Here is an 18,786-nt window from a genome sequence, read left to right on the forward strand (position 1 = left end):
ATGCATACAGCTGCACTACACACTTATAACAGTAGCTAGAAAACAATGTGTGGTCATCGGCGGAAGTTTAGGGAGCGAGTGATGGGAAACTTTCTTGCGCAGTTCAGCATCAAGGTCAAGATATTTGGGCTGATCGTGCTTGGCGTGCTGGCCAGCGTGATTATTGGTGGAGTGGGCGTCAGAAGCACGTCGGATATGAACGACCTCACCATTGATATGCACGACAATTTATTGATGTCCGTCTACTGGGTGGCGGTGGCCAACCAATACGCCATCTATGTCAGCCGCTCCGACTATCGCTTCATTTCCGAACCCGACAAAAAGCGCAAGGACGAAGGCTCGGCCAACCGCAGCAAGTACGTAGCGGAAATGAACCGGCTGATGGACCTCTATCGCAAAACCGTACTCACCCCGCCGGAAGTGGACGCGCTTAAGCGCTTTGACGCCGCCTGGCCGGCCATGGAGGAAGCCTGTAAAAAAGCGCGCGACCTCAGTTACGCCGATACCGGCGACGGCGTCAGCAACAAAAAGGCGCTGGAAGTGATGCGTACCGAATGCCGGCCCAAATTCCAGATCGCCGACGACATCATGAGCCAGATCGTCGACATCAACGTCAAGTCGGCTGACCAGGCTTTGAAAGACGCCGCGGCCAAATATGAACGCGCGCGCAATGTGGTCATCGGCGTGCTGGTAGCCGCCATCATCGTGCTGCTGGCCTTGGGCGTGATGATTCAAAACGGCATCGTCGGCAGCCTGAAAAAAGGCATGGCGGCACTGTTCCAGCTGGGCAGCGGCGACCTGACCGGCGAGATCGAAGTACAGGGCAAGGACGAAGTGGCCCAGATGATGCAATCGCTGTCCGACACCCAGAAAAAACTACGCGTTACCGTGGGCGACATCATCAACTCCGCCTCCAGCGTGGCCGCCACCGCCGAGCAACTGGCCGCCTCCACCGAACAAGTCAGCGCCAGCATCGGCCAGCAGGTCAACGCCACCTCCAGCGCCGCCGCGTCAATCGAAGAGCTGACCGTCAGCATCGACCAATGCTCCAATAACGCCTCGTTGGCGGACTCCCAGGCCAGCGAAGCCGGCAGCCAGGCCAAGATAGGCAATAAGGAAGTGCAGGACTCCACCCAACAGGTGCGCAAGGTCAACGACAGCGTGGCCGCCTCCGCCAACAACCTGGAATCCTTGTCCGAGCAGGCGCAGATGATCAGCAGCATCGCCACCGTCATCAAGGAAGTGGCGGACCAGACCAATCTCTTGGCGCTCAACGCCGCCATTGAGGCCGCGCGGGCCGGCGAACAGGGCCGAGGCTTCGCCGTGGTGGCGGACGAAGTGCGCAAGCTGGCGGAACGCACCACCGGCTCCGCCACCGAAATCACTCAGATGATTGCCAAGATCCAGGCCGGGGCCAAGGAGGCGGTGGACAGCATGCGCAACAGCCGTCACATCGTCAGCCAGGTCGTGGAGTCCTCGGAACATGTATCCACCACCATTAGCTCGGTGGAGCAAAGCGCGGAAGGCGTGGTAGGCGCCATCAGCGACATCGCCATGGCGATGCAGGAGCAGCGCCAGGCCAGCACCGATCTGGCCGGCCGCGTGGAGGCCATCGCCCAAATGTCCAAGGAAAACGGCATAGCGGTGGATGTATTCTCTCAAGCCACCCGTGAACTGGCGGTGGTGGCGGAGCGGCTACAGCAGACCACCCTCGCCTTCAAACTTTAAGAATCGGTTCACCATCCGCTGCGCGTCGGCGGAAAACAGATTCTGCAATCAAGCGGCTTCATCCCCCGCCCCGCCGGCCTGGTCCGCGGGGCGGTTTTTTCATCCTTGCCGTCCCTGCATTGACAGCAAGCGCCCGCCTCGCCAACAATAGCCCCGCGCCGCTGCAACTGCGGCGCTCGGGCTTGGACTCCCGATAGTGATTTTCCGGCAGACCGCGGCCTCCCCGCGCTCTGTCTCGCTATTGCTTTGCCCATTTGGGCGGGCCGTGGCGAGGGCACCTCGCGGTGCGCCGGTCTTGGAAAGTCACCCGGTAGTCCAACCTTGTCATGCGCCCGCCTAGCCGCGCCCCGCGGCCAGGCCGGCATCCGCTTGAGGAGGTAGCAATGTCGACATCCATTAGGCGCGTATCCCGCCCCGTTTCCCGGTTTTCCCCCGCATCGGCGCTTGCCTGTTTCAACCAGGAGGCCCGCCATGAGTAAATCCAAAGAAGAACTGCGCGCCTTCTACCGCTTGCTGGAGGCCCGCGAAGCCAAACTGCCCTTTGTCGGCTCCTCCCCGGACCGCAGCCATCCGCATTACTGGCGCGTGCCTCGGTGCCGGGACTTTTCGGAGGCCTACGCGCTGGGCGAACGCTACGGCCGCGCGCTGGTTGATCTGTTCCGCCAATACCCGGAGCACGCCGGCCACGGCCTGCTCTCTCGCATCGCCCATGATATGAACTTGTTCGATTTCAGCCCGCAACGCGGCGCCTGGGCAGGTTTCTTCGATCAACTGGAAGTGCTGATCGCCGTCGGCACCCACGTGCACGAAAGCGATGCGGAGGCGCAAGCCCAACGCCCCTAAGCACGTGATTACGATCTCGCGCGCAAAGGCGAAAACGGCTGAGAAAGCGGAATGGTCGAGTGGTGCATGAGCATTTCGAAGACGGTTTCAACGCCCTTGTCTAAACCATCCCGCCGATGCGCGGCAGACTTTGAACAAGCTCTTAGCGCCCGGATCATCCTTGTCCGGGCCACTCCTCGACGCCACAATAGGGAATGTGACGATAGCTGGCGTGGGCAATCTATGGTAAAAAGCCTGAAATCCTTGTCTGTGCAACGCTGGCAAGGCGGCTGCGCGAGTCACCTGTTTGATCCATTCACCCTCCCTCTTGGTGCCGGATAAAAACCACAGGCGGGTGACTCGCCCAGCCGAAATGCTTGTCATTTTCACCTCCCCCCTGGTTTCCGCGCCCCTAAAAACGTGTTTACGATCACGCAAGACAAGGCGAAAACGGCTGAGAAAGCGGAATGCACGCGTGATACATGAGCATTTTGAAGACGTACTCACCGTAAACGCTTCACGGCGCGCGGCAGATCGTAAACAGGTTCTAACTGCATTCGCGTTCATCCCCCCGCTGTCAACGATCTGAAAGGCCCGGTGTTTATTCCCCCCCACGCAGTACCATGGGGGTTCGATTCATCAATCCGTAAAGGAGAGTCTGAATGGCCAAGATCAAACGCGCCGCAAAAAAACTGGCGGCGTTGGCGGACAAGGTACGCGGGCAGAAGAAGGCCACTAAATCGGCTAGAAAGCTGGCCGCCAAGGTGCTGAAGCATCCGATGACCGACAAGCCGACCAAGAAGAAGGAACAAAAACGCGCCAAGCGGGACAAGGCCGAAAAGCAGCAAGCTGAATAAGCCTGACGCGCAACTCCGCCAAGGCCTTGAATAGGCCTGCGGCTTCGTCCAAGGGCGGCGTCGGCGTTTCCGCCGCGCCGCCCTTGGAACGTGTTGACGGGCGGGCCGCCCTTACACCTGATAAGCCGACACCGTCTGCAAAATCACCCGCGCTTGCTGGCTCAACTGCCCGGCGGCGTCCGCGGAGCCGCTGGACGCCGAAGAGTTTTCTTCCGCCATCTGGGCAATCTGCTCCACGCGCTGAGCAATGGTGTTGCTGGCCACGCTCTGTTCCGCAATGCTGTTGGAAATATCGCGCACCAGTTCCATCGCCTTGCCGCTGCTGTTCCGTATCTGGTCTATGGCGTCGTTGGCGGCGCGGGCGTTGTCGGTTTCCTGGTGCACTTGTTCCACCACTTTTTCCATGCTCTGCACCGCTTCCATCGTGCTGCCCTGCATCTTGTTGATGATGGCGGCAATCTCGGTGGTGGAACTGGCGGTGCGTTCCGCGAGCTTGCGCACTTCGTCCGCCACCACGGCGAAGCCGCGTCCCATCTCACCGGCGCGCGCCGCTTCGATTGCCGCGTTCAGAGCCAGCAGATTGGTTTGATCCGCGATGTCCTTGATCACTCCCATCACCGAGGCGATAGTGGCGCTGTCTTCTTTCAATTGTCCAATGCGCTGCGCGGCGTCGGTGATCGCGCCGGCCACCTCGGTGATGCCGCGCACGGTGGCGGAGATCACTTGGCCACCTTCCGTCGCCATCTCGCCGGCCTGCTGCGACTGACCCCGCGCCTCCACCGCGCTGGAGGCGACATGATTAATGCTCACCGTCATCTGCTCCACCGCCGCCGCCATCGCCGCGGCGGATTCGCTTTGCATTTCCGAACTGCGGGCAATCTCATGGGTATTGTTGGCCAGGCCGGACATCGCGCCGTCAATGGCGCCGATGCTGTCGCGGATTTCACGGAAGCTGCGTTGCAGATTCTCCAGCAATTGGTTGAAGGCGGATGCGGTTTCCCCCACCTCGTCCATGCGCCCCACCGGCGCCCGCAAGGTGAAGTCTTTTTGCTGGTTCACATTGAACATGGTGGAGCGAATCTGATGCAGGCTCAGACGGATATGGCTGAACAACAGCCAGCCCAGGCCGCCGCTCAGTAATAAACAAGCCGCTATCACCGCCACGGAGCTGCCGAAGGCCATGCTATAAGCGGCGGCATTGTCTTTTGAAAGGCTGTCGGCCAATGCGTAGTTGAAGTCGATATGGTCGTTGAGGTCCTTGGCCAGCGCCTTGGCGGAGTCCGGGAGCGGCCCTGCCACCAACATCGCTTGCGCCTCCGCGCCCGGATGCTCGCGCGAAGCTTTCAAAAAGCTCTCTCGGTTATTACGGTAGGTTTGCAGATCCGCCCGGTCCTGCTGCAACAGCTTGCGGTCCGCGTCATTGGACAGCAGGTCTTTTTCATAAACGGCCAACACCTGATCCAGCGCTTTATCGCTTTCGGCGATCTGCGCCTCGGCCTCCGCCTTGCGTTTGGCGTCGACGGCGATGCCGTGGCGATATGCGGCGACGCGTATCTTGGTTAAGGCCTGCAAGCCCTGATCCAATGCCTTGATACTGGGGAAGGTATTGACCTTCAGATAATCAAACCGCTCATTAGCGCTGTGCAATTGCCACAGGCCGTAACTGCCGACGCCGATCAAGGCCAGCATGGCCACCATCATGGTCAACATAAGCCGCTGTGAGATATTCATCCTTATTCTCCGTTTCTTCACCCGATGCCGCATGTAGCTTTGTTATAGGCATAGCGATAAAACAGAAGAAAGTACTAAATAAGAATATCCATTAAGCGCGCAAATTCAGCCGCCGCGCGGCTTTACACTTGATATTGGGTCACGGTGTCCAGGATGTTTTTGGCCTGCTGTTGCAATTGCTCCGCCGCATCCGCCGAGGCGCTGGAGGCGGACGCGTTCTCTTCCGCCATCTGCGCGATCTGCTCCACCTTCTGAGCAATGGTATTGCTTGCGCTGCTTTGCTCGTTGATGCTGCCGGAAATGTCCTTGACCAGCTCCATCGCCTGACCGCTGCTGTCCTGAATCTTTTCAATCACATTGCTGGCTTCGCGGGCGTTGTCGGTTTCCTGATGCACTTGTTCCACCACTTTTTCCATGCTTTGCACCGCTTCCAACGTGCTGCTTTGCATCTTGTTGATGATGGTGGCGATTTCCGTGGTGGAGCTGGCGGTGCGTTCGGCCAGTTTGCGGACTTCGTCCGCCACCACCGCGAAGCCTCGGCCGGTTTCACCGGCGCGCGCCGCCTCGATCGCCGCGTTCAGGGCCAAGAGGTTGGTCTGATCGGCAATATCCTTGATTACTCCCATGACCGAGGCGATGGTGGCGCTGTCCTCCTTCAATTGTCCAATGCGATGCGAGGCGTCGCTGATCGCGCCCGCCACCTCGGAAATGCCGAGCACGGTGGCGGAAATCACCTGCCCGCCCTCGTTGGCCATGCTGCCCGCCTGCTGAGCCTGGGTGCGCGCCTCCACCGCGTTGCTGGCCACATGGTTGATGCTCACCGTCATCTGTTCCACCGCTGCCGCCATGGCTCCGGCGGATTCGCTCTGCACCTCCGAGCTGCGCGCAATCTGATTGGTGTTGGCCGCCAGGCCGGAGGTGGCTTTGTCTATCTCGGAAATGTTGTCGCGTATGCCTCGGAAGCTGTGTTGCAGGTCTTCCAACAAGCGGTTGAACGCCGCGGCGGTGCGGCCAATCTCATCCTTGCGCAAGACCTGCGCGCGTAGGCGGAAGTCCTTGCTGGCGCTGACCTGATCCAGGGTTTCGCCTATCTGGTTGAGGCTGCTGCGGATGCTGCGGAACAAAGCGATGCCCAGCGCGCCGCTAAGGATCAAGGCGGCCACGATGGCCACCAGCGAGGAGACGAAGGCCTGCTCGTAGGCCACGGCGTTGTCCGCGGACAGCTGCTTGGCTAGCTTGTAGTTGTAGTCGATGTGGTCCTTGATGTCCTTGACCACGGCCTTGGCCACGGGCAGCAGCGGCCCGTTCACTAGTTCCTTGCGGGTGATTTCCGGCGGCTGCTCGCGCGAAATCTTGAACACGCTGTCGCGCTGCTGGCGGTAGACCCGGATGTCCGCGCGGTCCTTTTCTATCAGCCGCCGGTCTTCGTCGTCGGACACCAGTTCTTTCTGATAACGATCCAACGCCGTGTCCATCTGCTTGTCCAGCTCGGCGATGCTGGCTTCGATATCCGCCTTGACCTTGGCGTCTTCGCTGATGCCGTGGCGATAGGTCAACACCCGCATATCGGTTTGCGCCTGCAAAGCCTGATCCAGAGTTTGGATGCTGGGAAAGGAATTGATCTGCAGATAATCGAAGCGTTCGTTGGCGCGATGCAGTTGGAGCAGCCCGAAGCCGCCGACAACGAACAAGCCGAGCAAGGCAACCGCCAAGGTCAGCAGCAAGCGCTGGGATATGCTCATGGTAACCCCCTAGGTTCATCACTTATGAAGCTCGATTCTTTATAGGCTTGCTTCCTTGGAGTTTTCAAATCATTTGGCATGTAAAATCAGGCTTTTGCGACTTGCGCCGGCACCGTAGAATGTTCTCGCAATCACAACATTCATAAAACACAAACAACAAAGGAGAACTATCATGACGCCATTCCGTCCCCGCCCAAGACTGCTGCTGAGCGCCCTGGCCCTAAGCTTGAGCCTGGGCTTCAACGCCCCGGCCCTGGCGCTGAGCCCGCCGGCGGCGCCGCAGGTCAAATACGATTATGACTACGATGTTTTCCATCCGGTCTACGCTCGCAACGGCATGGTGGCCACCGAGCAAGGCCTGGCCACCCAAGTGGGCTTGGACATTCTGCGCCAGGGCGGCAACGCGGTAGACGCCGCGGTGGCCGTGGGCTTTGCGCTGGCGGTGACGCTGCCCAACGCCGGCAACCTGGGCGGCGGCGGCTTTATGGTTTTGCACGACGCCAAGAGCGGCCGCAACATTGCGCTGGATTTCCGTGAGATCGCGCCGGCCAAGGCCAGCCGCGACATGTATCTGGATGCTCAGGGCAAGGTGGTTGACGGCCGGTCGCTGTACACCCACCTGGCGGTGGGCGTGCCCGGCACGGTGGCCGGGCTGGCTCACGCCCAGCAACGCTGGGGCAGCCTGCCGCTGGCCAAGGTGATTGCTCCGGCGGTGAAGTTGGCGGAGCAAGGCTTCGCGGTGTCGCAGACGCTGGCGGAAATGCTGGAGGTGGAAAAAGACAATCTGGGCCGATGGGACAGCAGCCGCGCGGTGTTTTTCCGCGACGGCCGCCCGCTGCGCGCAGGCGAAAAGCTGGTGCAACGCGATTTGGGACAATCTCTGCGCCTGATCGCGAAACAAGGGCCAAAAGCCTTTTATCAGGGCAGCATCGCCGACAAGATCGTGGCGGAAATGGCGCGTCACGGCGGCCTGATCAACAAGGCTGACCTCGCCGGCTACAAGGTGGAAGAGCGCGCGCCGGTCAGCGGCAGCTACCGCGGCTACCAAGTGGTGTCCATGCCGCCCCCCAGCTCCGGCGGCATCCACATCGTCCAGATCCTGAATTTGCTGGAACGCTATCCGCTGGCCGATTACGGCCCCAACAGCGCGCAAACCATCCACTATCTGGCCGAGGCGATGAAGCTGGCCTACGCCGACCGCTCCGAATACCTGGGCGACCCGGCTTTCGTCAAAGTGCCGCAGGCCGGACTGACTTCCAAGCGCTACGCCGACCAATTGGCAACAACGATAGACCCGGTCAAGGCCAGGCCCGCCGCCGAGATCAAGCCCGGCAAGCCGCAGCCCTATGAAAGCGACCAGACCACCCACTATTCCATTGTGGACAAGCAAGGCAACGCGGTGGCGGTGACTTACACGCTGAACCTGAACTTCGGCAGCGGCATCATTGCCGGCGGCACCGGCATTTTGCTCAATAACGAGATGGACGACTTTTCCGTCAAGCCGGGCGTGCCCAACGCCTTTGGCCTGATCGGCGGCGACGCCAACGCAGTGGCGGCCGGCAAACGGCCCTTGTCGTCGATGTCCCCAACGCTGGTGCTGAAAGACGGCAAACCCTGGCTGGTGACCGGCAGCCCTGGCGGCGCTCGCATCATCACAACCACTTTGCAAACCATCGTCAACGCCATCGATTTCGGCATGAATCCGGCCGAAGCCGCCTCCACGCCGCGAGTTCACCACCAGTGGCTGCCGGATGAGCTGAGAGTGGAAAAAGGCCTGAGTCCGGACACGCTGCGGCTGTTGCGCGAGCAAGGTTACAAGATCTCGCTCAAGCCCAGCATGGGCCGGACCCAAACCATACAACTGCGCGACGGCGGCTTGTACGGTTATTCCGACCCGCGCAACCCGGACGGCGCCACGATGGGCTATTAAGAACCTGTTCACGATCCGCTGTGCTTCGTGAGCCGCGACACGGTGATTACGGCTTCGAAATGCTCATGTACCGCGTGTACACTTCGCTTTCTCTGCCGTTTTCGCCTTGTCTCGCTCTTGCTTGCAAGATCGTGAACGCGTTCCAAGTCGCGCCGGCCAGGCGGCTCCCCGCTCTCCGCATCAAGAAAGCGCCTGGCTGGCCGATAAAGCGTTAAACCGGCATGGAAACTCAACCATAATGTAACAAGGCATCCGAACCTGGCCGCCGGTCCAGCGCCGTTCATTGGGGAGAAGCCCGCACATGCTGAAATTGCTGAGCAGCGCCGCGCTGGCCTTGTCTCTGCCGCTCCATGTCGACGCGGCCACCCTGCACTTCGTCACCCAGGATTTCCCGCCTTTCATAGAAGTGACCGACAAACCCCTGCCGCAGGGCCTGATGGTGGACACGCTGGTGGCGGTATGCCAGCGGCTGAACTGGAGTTGCGAAGTTCAGGCCATGGTGTGGCGCCGCGCCTTGTTGCTGGCAGAGGAAGGCAAGGTGGACGGCATCTTTCCAGTCCAGGACACGCCGGAGCGCAGGATATCGCTGGCCTTGAGCGCGCCGGTGTACAACAGCAGCTACGGCCTGTTCGCCACCGCCAGCTCCACCTTCCGCTACCAGCAAGCGCAGGATCTGCAAAACCACCGCATTGCGGTATACGGCCCATCGGTGACGCAGAACGCCTTGGACAAGCTGATTGCCGGCCTGCCCAATATGAACATTTCCGTGGAAAACAACCAGGAAACAGTGTTAAAGAAATTGGCCGCCATGCGTTACGGCTCGGACGCGGTGGCTTTTGCCAATGAAGACGTTACTCGCTATATCATCCGCCGCGAAGCGCTGAGCGGCCTCCGCCCGCTGGCCACCATCCAACCGCTGACCTACCTCTACGGTTTCCCGTTAAAGTCAGTCAAACCGGGCATGGTGGCGGACTTCAACCAAGCCTTGAACGCGCTGTGCCACGACGGCACGCTGCCTCGTCTGGCGCGCCGCTACAACGTCCGGCTGGCTGCTTGCAAATAGTATTTGAAAGTTTTTGCTATCAATTAAATTGAACATCCATTAGCGATGTGTTATATTTGTTCAAAATTTCAAACAGCCACCATAAGCGCCACGCCATTTTGGCGCTTATCTTGCGCTTCAATGCGATAAACAACCCTTCTGCCCCAAACGGTTTTACGGGGCGGTCTAAGCGACCGACTGTCTTTGCTGACGGCGTCATCCGCGCTTTTCGCGGAGCGTTGTTGCGCCTCTAGCGCATGTGGCTTCCGGATTTCCAATCACAGGAGCGTAGCATGCAAACTCAATCTTCTCCCCACCCCTGGCTGGGCTGGGCTTTTCTGTTGGTGGCTATCGGCACCGAGATCTTGGGCACATCCTTCATGGCTTACGCCGCCCGCACCGAAAGCTACTGGGGCTATGGCGTGATGGCAGCGGCATTGGCGCTGTCCTATTACTTCCTGTCTCTCGCCATCCGCACCATCTCCGTGGGCGTGGCTTACGCCGCCTGGGAAGCCCTGGGCCTGGCCGGCCTGGCGCTGATCGGGGTCTATCTGTTTGGCGAAACCTTGCTGACTCAGGAAATCATCGGACTGGGTCTGTCCGTGGCGGGCATTGCCTGCGTGGTGTCCGGCGAAGCCGATGAACAAGCCCAGGAGCAAAGCGCATGAAAACCGTGTTCTATTTATTCGTGGTGTCCTCGGCCCTGATCGAAGTGGCCGCCAACCTGATGCTGGAAAAGTCCAACGGCTTCCGCAACAAGGCCTGGGGCTTCGGCGCCATCGCCATGGTTTGGGTGGCATTCGCCCTTCTGGGCCAGGCGGTGCGGGGCATCGACCTTGCCGTGGCTTACGCGCTGTGGGGCGCGCTGGGCATCATCGGCACCGCCATCGGCGCGCGCATCTTTTTTGGCCAGCGGCTCAAGCCGCTGGGCTGGGTGGGCATGGCGGTCGTGATTTCCTCGGTGGTGGTGCTGACCACCGCCTGATAAACCGCGGCGGCGTTCAGTGACGCTTTTATGACGCGCCGCCGCCTGCAACCTGTCCTATCTGAGTATGGCGACCCGCGCCATAACGGTTTAGGGTACGGGCTCCATCCAAGCAATGAAAGGCTGAGACATGCAACAGTATCGAGTTGTGAGCAGCATGAGCCAAGAGTCCTTGGAAAACACCCAAGCCTTGCTCACCCTCTGCGAGCACTGCGCCAGCGATGTCGGCATCCTGGCCATCCATGGCGAAACAGATCAACCTTGCGAGCTGTGCGGCGAAGCCGATTGACACGCCGCCTTCGACCACACAGCGGGCCGGCCATGCCGGCCCTTTGTTTTTCCCGGCGCCTCCGCGCCGGCACAGGAATACCGATGCCGATTCAAAAACTGGACCGCGCCGCCCTGCCAGACTGGGTGGCGCTGCGCCAACAACTCTGGCCGCACCATGCCCCCACCAGCCACTACCAAGACGGCGAGGCCATTCTCGCGTCGGGCCACCTTGCCGCCTTCCTGGCGCGGGACGCCGCCGGCCAGGCCGTGGGCTTCGCCGACGCCGCGATCCGGCACGACTACGTCAATGGTTGCGCCAACAGCCCGGTCGCCTTCCTGGAAGGCATTTTCGTGTTGCCCGCCTGCCGGCGAAACGGCATCGCCCGACAATTGGTGACGGCGGTACAAGCTTGGGGCCTGGAGCACGACTGCATGGAACTAGCGTCCGACGCGCCGCTGGACAATCTCGCCTCACAAAGCATGCATGCCCGCTTGGGCTTCGAGGAGACGGAGAGAGTGGTGTTCTATCGAATGCCGCTGCGCTGAATCAGGCTTGCATCCAATAAAAATACCCCGCTTGCGCGGGGTATTCTTTTGGGGGTGCGTCCAGGGGTATTCAATGATACGCTCCGGACGCCTCGCCAGGACTTAGACAATCAAATCATTGATTTGATTACACCTTCACGGTGTCCGCCAGCTCCTGGTAATCGGCGATCTCGTTGAAGTTCATGTAGCGGTAAACTTCGCTGGCCTTCTGATTCAGCACGCCGATGTCGGCCATGTATTCCTCCTTGGTCGGGATGCGGCCCAGACGGGAGCAGATCGCGGCCAGTTCGGCGGAACCCAGGTAAACATTGGAGTTCTTGCCCAGACGGTTGGGGAAGTTGCGAGTGGAGGTGGACATCACGGTGGCGCCCTCCTTCACCTGCGCCTGGTTGCCCATGCACAGCGAGCAGCCCGGCATTTCCATGCGCGCGCCGGCGGTGCCGAAGGTGCCGTAATGGCCTTCCGCGGTCAGCTGTTCGGCGTCCATCTTGGTTGGCGGCGCCACCCACAGTTTTACCGGGATGTCGCGCTTGCCTTCCAGCAGCTTGGAAGCGGCGCGGAAGTGGCCGATATTGGTCATGCAAGAGCCGATGAACACTTCGTCGATCTTGGCGCCGGCCACGTCGGACAGGGTTTTCACGTCGTCCGGGTCGTTCGGGCAAGCCACGATGGGTTCGTGGATGTCGGCCAGGTCAATTTCAATCACCGCCGCGTATTCCGCGTCGGCGTCGCCCTTCAGCAACTGCGGGTTGGCGATCCAGGCTTCCATCGCCTTGATGCGGCGCTCCAGCGTGCGCGCGTCCTGATAGCCGTTGGCGATCATGGTCTTCATCAGGGTGATGTTGGAGGTCATGTATTCGATGATGGGCGCCTTGTCCAAGTGCACCGTGCAGCCGGCGGCGGAGCGCTCGGCGGAGGCGTCGGACAGCTCGAAGGCTTGCTCCACCTTCAACTCCGGCAGGCCTTCGATTTCCAGAATCCGGCCGGAGAAGACGTTTTTCTTACCGGCTTTGGCCACGGTCAGCAGGCCTTGCTTGATCGCGTACAGCGGGATGGCGTTGACCAGATCGCGCAGGGTCACGCCTGGCTGCATCTTGCCCTTGAAGCGCACCAGCACCGATTCAGGCATGTCCAGCGGCATCACGCCGGTGGCGGCGGCGAAGGCCACCAGGCCGGAGCCGGCCGGGAAGGAGATGCCGATCGGGAAACGGGTGTGGCTGTCGCCGCCGGTGCCCACGGTGTCCGGCAGCAGCAGTCGGTTCAGCCAGCTGTGGATCACGCCGTCGCCCGGACGCAGCGACACGCCGCCGCGGGTGGAGATGAAGGCCGGCAGTTCTTTGTGCATCTTCACGTCCACCGGCTTGGGGTAAGCGGCGGTGTGGCAGAACGACTGCATCACCAGATCGGCGGAGAAGCCCAGGCAGGCCAGGTCTTTCAGTTCGTCGCGGGTCATCGGGCCGGTGGTGTCCTGCGAGCCGACGGTCGTCATCTTCGGTTCGCAGTAAGTGCCCGGGCGCACGCCCTGGCCTTCCGGCAGGCCACAGGCGCGGCCAACCATTTTCTGAGCCAAGCTGAAGCCCTTGCCGGAATCAACCGGGGATTTGGGCAGACGGAACTCGGTGGACGCCGGCAGGCCCAGCGCTTCACGCGCCTTGCCCGTCAGGCCGCGGCCGATGATCAGGTTGATGCGGCCGCCGGCGCGCACTTCGTCCAGAATCACTTCGGACTTGAGCGCGAAGTCCGCGATCTTCTGACCGGCCTTCTCGATCTTGCCTTCATACGGGTAGATGTCGATGACGTCGCCCATCTCCATCTTGGACACGTCCACTTCGATCGGCAGCGCGCCGGAGTCTTCCTGGGTGTTGAAGAAGATGGGGGCGATCTTGCCGCCCAGGCACACGCCGCCGAAGCGTTTGTTCGGCACGTAGGGGATGTCTTCGCCCGTGCCCCAGATCACGCTGTTGGTGGCGGATTTGCGGCTGGAGCCGGTGCCCACCACGTCGCCTACGTAGGCAACCAGATGGCCTTTTTTCTTCAGGTCCTCGATGAACTGCATCGGGCCGCGCTTGCCGTCTTCTTCCGGAGTGATGCCGGGACGGGCGTTCTTCAGCATGGCGAGATAATGCAGCGGGATGTCAGGGCGGCTCCAGGCGTCCGGCGCCGGGGACAAGTCGTCGGTATTGGTTTCGCCGGTAACCTTGAACACGGTGACAGTGATCTTCTCAGCCACCGCCGGGCGGCTGGTGAACCATTCGGCGTTGGCCCAGGACTCCACCACCTGCTTGGCGAAGGCGTTGCCCTTGTCCATTTTTTCCTTCACGTCGTGGAAGGCGTCGAACATCAGCAGGGTTTTCTTCAGGCCGTCCGCGGCGATCTGGGCCACGGCGGCGTCGTCCAGCAGGTCGATCAGCGGCTTGATGTTGTAGCCGCCCAGCATGGTGCCCAGCAACTGGGTGGCCAGCTCGCGGGAGATCAGCGGGGATTGGACGTCGCCCTCGGCCACGGCGGCCAGGAAGGAAGCCTTGACCTTGGCGGCGTCGTCCACGCCCGGCGGTACGCGATGGGTGATCAGTTCAACCAGGGTGCTTTCTTCGCCCTTGGGCGGATTTTTCAGCAGTTCCACCAGCGCTTCCACTTGCTTGGCGGACAGCGGCAGCGGCGGAATGCCCAGCGCGGCGCGCTCGGCCACGTGTTGACGGTAAGCTTCCAGCATGACTTTGGACCTTTATGGCTTGGGTTGTTGGCAGCGTCCCCGGCAAGGCCGGGACTCCGACGCTGCGGGACAATGGGGTAAGGCTATGGCTGCGGCCACCAAGGCCGCGCTGCGACACCCATTGGCGCGGCCTTGATTTCATGCCTGAAGATTACGCTGTTAGCCGTCCGCTTTCAAACGAGTTATCGCAACATAGATTGTGAGTTAAAATCACAGCATGAGCACTTACCCCCCTCTCAACACTCTGCGTATTTTTGAGGCAGCGGCCCGGCTGGAGAGCTTTTCCGCCGCCGCCGGCGAACTCTTCGTCACCCATGGGGCTGTGAGCAAGCAGATCAAGCAATTGGAGGATTGGCTGGGCGTGCCGCTGTTCGAACGCAGCGGCGGCAGGGTCAAGCTGACCGACCCCGGCTGGCGCTATCTGGTGCAAGTGCAAGACGGCCTGGACCTGATCGCCAACGCCACTTCCCAACTGCTGCAAGCGGATAGCCGGCGCCGGGTCAGCATCAATTCCACGCCCACCTTCGCCATGTACTGGCTGCTGCCGCGGCTGAGCCGTTTTCGCGAGCAGTTTCCTGAACTGGAACTGCACCTGGCCACATCGGACCGCGACATCAGCCGGCTGGACAGCCCGTTCAACATCGCCATCCGCCGCGGCCCCGGCGATTGGCCCGGCCATATCGCCAAGCCCTTCCTGAAAGAATGGGAGCTGCCGCTGTGCAGCCCGGCGCTGCTGACCGCCGCGCCCATCGCCAGCCCGGCGGATCTGGCGCGCCACACCCTGCTCTACGCCGACACCCGCCCCACCGCCTGGCCGCGCTGGCTGACCTTGGCCGGAGTGCCGGGGCTGAAACCGGCCAGCGCCCTGCACTTCGATAGTTTCTCGCTGGCCTTGCAGGCGGCGATGGACGGCTTGGGGGTGGTGCTGGGCCCCATGCCGATGGCACAGGCGCAGATAGACGCGGGCGTGCTGCTGTCGCCGTTGCCGGCGCCGGTGGCCACGGTGCGCGATTACTGCTGGGTGGCGCCGCGCGCGGCGGCGGAGGATGCCGCCGTTGCCGCGTTCTGCCGCTGGCTGGAGAGCGAGGCCACCCGCCCCGACGCGATCTGAACGCATGTTCAAAGCCGCGCGAGCATGAACGAGATCAACGCCCGGAACCAGGCTGCAGGCCAATCAGTTTGACATCCATAGGCGCAACGTCGCGCGGCAGCCATTTGTTGTAGATGCGTTTAAAGCTCCCGTCTTTCTTGACGGCGCTGAACGCGGTCTGCCAGCGCTTCACCTCCGCCGCCGAGGTGCCGCGGGAAAACGCCAGATACAACTCCAGCGTTTCCAGCACTCGCACCACTTCCACCGCTTCCGGCGGCTGATGGATGTCTTTCAGCACCGATGCGACGACAAACCCGCCTTCCGACCACATATCGTAGCGGCCCACCAGCAGCTTCTGCGCGGTGATCTGCGGGGTTGGCGCCAGGTCCACCTCCACAAAACCGGCCGCAATCGCCGCGTCGGCGAAAATGCTGCCGCGGTAAGCGCCCACCGGCCGGTGATAGATGCCGTTGCCCAAGGCCAGCAAGCCGGCCGCTTCGCCCTTTCGCGCCAGCAACACGGTCTGAGAAATGGCGATGGGCCCCAGCAGCGTCATCTGCTTCTCCCGTGTGTCGTTGCGCCCCACGGTGAACAGCATCACCCCCGGCGTAGTCAGCAACTCCTTATAGCCGCGCGCCCAGGGCACCACGTCGATGGCGCTGTTGTCGTGCATCCGCGCCTGGATTTCACGCACCACTTCCACCGCCATGCCGTCCGGCACGCCGTTGTGTTGGAAAGTGATGGGAGGCCAGTCTTCGGTGTAAATGGTGATCGCCCGCGCCTGCCATGCCGCCAGCAGCAATAGCAGCGCCAATAAACCCTTAGCCATGATCTTTCCCCGTACCGCGTGAACCCGATTTTATTCATAGCCGTTTCACGCGTCGCCTGCCGGCCATTTCCGCCCCCCGCCGCGCCGCCAGGGGCATGACGACCGCAAGACGCTTATCCGTTATAATATGGCGGTCAAGCCGGCGCAGCCGGCATATCGAGCATTTGTTTCGCGCACCCACCCAAAGCTAAGGATTGCCATGAGCCGCATCACCCTCTCCCGCTTTTTGATCGAACAGCAACGCAAGGCCGGCACGCTGCCGCCCGAGCTGCGCCTGCTGATCGAAACCGTTGGCCGCGCCTGCAAGGCCATCAGCTATTCGGTAAACAAGGGCGCGCTGGCCGACGTGCTGGGCGAAGCCGGCACCGGCAACATACAGGGCGAGGCGCAGAAAAAGCTGGACGTGATCGCCAACGACTACCTGCTGGACGCCAATGAATGGGGCGGCAGCCTGGCGGCGATGGCCTCCGAGGAAATGGAGCTGCCTTACCACATACCCGGCGAATACCCGAAGGGCGAGTACCTGTTGATGTTCGATCCGCTGGACGGCTCATCCAACATCGACGTCAACATCTCGGTGGGCACCATCTTCTCCATCCTGCGCTGCCCCCAGGGCATCGACCACGCCACCGAGAGCGCCTTCCTTCAGCCCGGCACTGAGCAAGTGGCCGCCGGTTACACCGTGTACGGCCCGCAAACTCTATTGGTGCTGACCTTCGGCAGCGGCGTCCACGGCTTCACGCTGGACCGCGAACAGGGCTCTTTCGTGCTGACTCACCCGGACATGAAAGTGCCGGAAAGCACCGGCGAATTCGCTATCAACATGTCCAATATGCGTCACTGGGACGCGCCGGTGAAACGCTATGTAGATGAACTGCTGGCCGGCAGCACCGGTCCGCGCGGCCGCGATTTCAATATGCGTTGGGTGGCGTCCATGGTGGCCGAGGTGCATCGCATCCTGACCCGCGGCGGCATCTTCATGTACCCGCGCGACGCGCGCACGCCGGATCAGGCCGGCAAGCTGCGCCTGATGTACGAAGGCAACCCGATGGCCTTCGTGGTGGAACAGGCCGGCGGCGCGGCCACCAACGGCCATCAGCGCATCATGGACATCCAGCCGCAGAAGCTGCACGAGCGGGTGGCGGTGTTCCTGGGCTCCAAGGAAGAAGTGGAACGCGTCACCGCCTACCACGCCGAACAGCGGTAAGCGCGCGCCAAACAAAAACCCCCTGTCGAAACCGACAGGGGGTTTTTCTTGTTCGCCGCCGGCGCTAGCGCAAGCGCTCGCGCACTTCCATCAGCACAAAGCCCAGCAGATTGCTGCCGTCCCACATGTCCGGCAGACTGGCCTGCGGGTCGTCCTCGGCCCAGCCTATGCCCCAGACGCAGTCCACCGGGCTGGCCTCCACCAGAATGGCGTCGCCGGTGCCGCGCAGAAAGTCCCCCAGCGCCGGGTTTTGCACGAACTTGGCCAGATTGCCCCGCATCACCACCTCGCAGCTGCACTGCCGCCACAAGGCGCTGTCGAAGCCCCGCACCTGGCGTCCCAAGGCCTTGGCCTCGGCCGGCGTGGCCGCGGCCAGTATCCTGCTCCGAATCTCCCCGTCTTCGAACAAACGCGCTTTTTCCGCCATCATGTAATGCTCGGCGCTGGCATACCCCACTCCGTCAAGTTCAAAACCAGCGGGGAACCACTGACTCAAACAGCTCTTGCAAACACTGTGTTCATGTTTAGGTCTATGCCCCCAGAAAAACAGAAAATCCAGGGTTTCGCCGGCCGCAGCCCGCTTGCGCAACTCACTTACTGTCCGGATCGCCATGGTCCGCGTCCTCCACTTCCTGCGCGGCCATATGCCGCAAAAAATGCCAAGAGCCCCCTCTTTGTCCGCTGTCGCCGCGGCGCTGAACATCTGCATGGCCATCACTATAAGGAGCCGGAATCGGGTTAGACAAGCGCGGCGAGCAGCCGGCCCGCGCGTGAATCCACCGGTTTTCACGCAAACAGACAAAAACAATGATTAATTACCGCATGACGATGATTTGGCCGCATCCGCCCATATTCCGGGCGCAGTGGATATGCAACACCGCCTTACCAACATAGGACCGGCCACCCCGCTTGCCCATGGGTAAAACTACTCAGCGCAAGCGCAACCGTCCGCATTGCCATGAAGCGGCGTAGCGGAGTATGTTTTCCCCCATAAGCCTGATAAGCCGCTGTTGGAAAAGACATTACAAGCCCTGGGGAGACCGGCATGGCTATTGTGATCACGCTGGACATCATGCTGGCGCAACGCAAGATCAAATCCAAGGATCTGGCGCGGGCCATCGACATCACGCCGCATAATCTGTCGCTACTGAAACTGGGCAAAGTCAAAAGCCTGCGCCTGGATACGCTGGACGCGCTGTGCCGGCAGTTGGGCTGCCAGCCAGGCGATTTACTGACCCACGTGCGGGAAGCGGACCCGACGGACGGAGAGCCGTCGGTCTGACTCTCCGCCCGC

General features: G+C 61.4%; 17 protein-coding genes. 12 read left to right on the forward strand and 5 right to left on the reverse strand.

Annotated features, from left to right (window positions below; genetic code table 11):
- Positions 1-81: 81 nt before the first annotated feature.
- The 3 genes from ACUXV1_RS00160 (at position 82) to ACUXV1_RS00170 (ending at position 3,407) form a co-directional block, all read left to right on the forward strand.
- The gene (locus ACUXV1_RS00160) at positions 82-1,728 is read left to right on the forward strand and encodes a methyl-accepting chemotaxis protein (protein ID WP_052370257.1); all 1,647 of its coding nucleotides are present in this window, start codon (positions 82-84) and stop codon (positions 1,726-1,728) included.
- 471 nt (positions 1,729-2,199) lie between these two features.
- A complete protein-coding gene (locus tag ACUXV1_RS00165; RefSeq protein ID WP_043631764.1) occupies positions 2,200-2,571 on the forward strand; it encodes a hypothetical protein in 372 nt (123 codons plus the stop codon).
- Between the two features lie 641 nt (positions 2,572-3,212).
- Positions 3,213-3,407: a hypothetical protein gene (locus tag ACUXV1_RS00170; RefSeq protein WP_043631761.1), complete on the forward strand. Its 195-nt coding sequence runs from the start codon at positions 3,213-3,215 to the stop codon at positions 3,405-3,407.
- A 111-nt stretch (positions 3,408-3,518) separates the two neighbouring features.
- On the opposite strand, the gene ACUXV1_RS00175 is transcribed toward ACUXV1_RS00170, so the two are convergent.
- A complete protein-coding gene (locus ACUXV1_RS00175; RefSeq protein WP_446014450.1) occupies positions 3,519-5,138 on the reverse strand; it encodes a methyl-accepting chemotaxis protein in 1,620 nt (539 codons plus the stop codon).
- A gap of 122 nt (positions 5,139-5,260) precedes the next feature.
- Positions 5,261-6,880 carry a methyl-accepting chemotaxis protein gene (locus tag ACUXV1_RS00180; protein ID WP_043590660.1) on the reverse strand — a complete coding sequence of 540 codons (1,620 nt, stop codon included), beginning with the start codon at positions 6,878-6,880 and terminating at the stop codon, positions 5,261-5,263.
- 172 nt (positions 6,881-7,052) lie between these two features.
- On the opposite strand from ACUXV1_RS00180, the gene ggt reads away from it, so the two are divergent.
- From ggt to aac(6'), 6 genes are all read left to right on the forward strand, one after another.
- On the forward strand, positions 7,053-8,810 hold the full coding sequence (gene ggt, locus ACUXV1_RS00185; RefSeq protein WP_446014448.1) for a gamma-glutamyltransferase: 1,758 nt from the start codon (positions 7,053-7,055) through the stop codon (positions 8,808-8,810).
- Positions 8,811-9,111: 301 nt separating this feature from the next.
- Complete coding sequence (locus ACUXV1_RS00190) at positions 9,112-9,873, forward strand: substrate-binding periplasmic protein (protein ID WP_107731838.1); 762 nt, start codon at positions 9,112-9,114, stop codon at positions 9,871-9,873.
- A 272-nt stretch (positions 9,874-10,145) separates the two neighbouring features.
- Positions 10,146-10,520, forward strand: coding sequence for a DMT family transporter (locus ACUXV1_RS00195; RefSeq protein WP_043631729.1), 375 nt, complete (start codon positions 10,146-10,148; stop codon positions 10,518-10,520).
- The gene (locus tag ACUXV1_RS00200) at positions 10,517-10,837 is read left to right on the forward strand and encodes an SMR family transporter (RefSeq protein ID WP_043631726.1); all 321 of its coding nucleotides are present in this window, start codon (positions 10,517-10,519) and stop codon (positions 10,835-10,837) included. The genes ACUXV1_RS00195 and ACUXV1_RS00200 overlap by 4 nt, the downstream gene beginning before the upstream one ends.
- A 157-nt stretch (positions 10,838-10,994) precedes the next feature.
- Positions 10,995-11,126: a hypothetical protein gene (locus ACUXV1_RS00205; protein WP_254894676.1), complete on the forward strand. Its 132-nt coding sequence runs from the start codon at positions 10,995-10,997 to the stop codon at positions 11,124-11,126.
- Between the two features lie 83 nt (positions 11,127-11,209).
- Positions 11,210-11,653: an aminoglycoside 6'-N-acetyltransferase gene (gene aac(6') / locus ACUXV1_RS00210; protein WP_081555791.1), complete on the forward strand. Its 444-nt coding sequence runs from the start codon at positions 11,210-11,212 to the stop codon at positions 11,651-11,653.
- A gap of 127 nt (positions 11,654-11,780) precedes the next feature.
- Here the strand turns inward: aac(6') and acnB are convergent, their stop codons facing one another.
- The gene (gene acnB, locus ACUXV1_RS00215) at positions 11,781-14,366 is read right to left on the reverse strand and encodes a bifunctional aconitate hydratase 2/2-methylisocitrate dehydratase (RefSeq protein WP_081555792.1); all 2,586 of its coding nucleotides are present in this window, start codon (positions 14,364-14,366) and stop codon (positions 11,781-11,783) included.
- 217 nt (positions 14,367-14,583) lie between these two features.
- On the opposite strand from acnB, the gene gcvA reads away from it, so the two are divergent.
- The gene (gene gcvA, locus ACUXV1_RS00220) at positions 14,584-15,477 is read left to right on the forward strand and encodes a transcriptional regulator GcvA (protein WP_446014446.1); all 894 of its coding nucleotides are present in this window, start codon (positions 14,584-14,586) and stop codon (positions 15,475-15,477) included.
- Between the two features lie 34 nt (positions 15,478-15,511).
- On the opposite strand, the gene ACUXV1_RS00225 is transcribed toward gcvA, so the two are convergent.
- Positions 15,512-16,285, reverse strand: a complete 774-nt coding sequence (locus ACUXV1_RS00225; protein ID WP_052370255.1) for a substrate-binding periplasmic protein — start codon at positions 16,283-16,285, stop codon at positions 15,512-15,514.
- Between the two features lie 199 nt (positions 16,286-16,484).
- Between ACUXV1_RS00225 and ACUXV1_RS00230 the strand changes: the two genes are divergently transcribed.
- Positions 16,485-17,492 (forward strand): class 1 fructose-bisphosphatase, encoded by a 1,008-nt coding sequence (locus ACUXV1_RS00230; RefSeq protein ID WP_019101924.1) that lies wholly within the window; start codon positions 16,485-16,487, stop codon positions 17,490-17,492.
- A gap of 64 nt (positions 17,493-17,556) precedes the next feature.
- Here the strand turns inward: ACUXV1_RS00230 and ACUXV1_RS00235 are convergent, their stop codons facing one another.
- A complete protein-coding gene (locus ACUXV1_RS00235; protein WP_240314961.1) occupies positions 17,557-17,988 on the reverse strand; it encodes an NADAR family protein in 432 nt (143 codons plus the stop codon).
- Between the two features lie 549 nt (positions 17,989-18,537).
- Here ACUXV1_RS00235 and ACUXV1_RS00240 point away from each other — a divergent pair.
- A complete protein-coding gene (locus ACUXV1_RS00240) occupies positions 18,538-18,774 on the forward strand; it encodes a helix-turn-helix domain-containing protein (RefSeq protein WP_043631712.1) in 237 nt (78 codons plus the stop codon).
- Positions 18,775-18,786 lie beyond the last annotated feature (12 nt).

The organism is Chromobacterium sp. W521 (assembly GCF_052805975.1).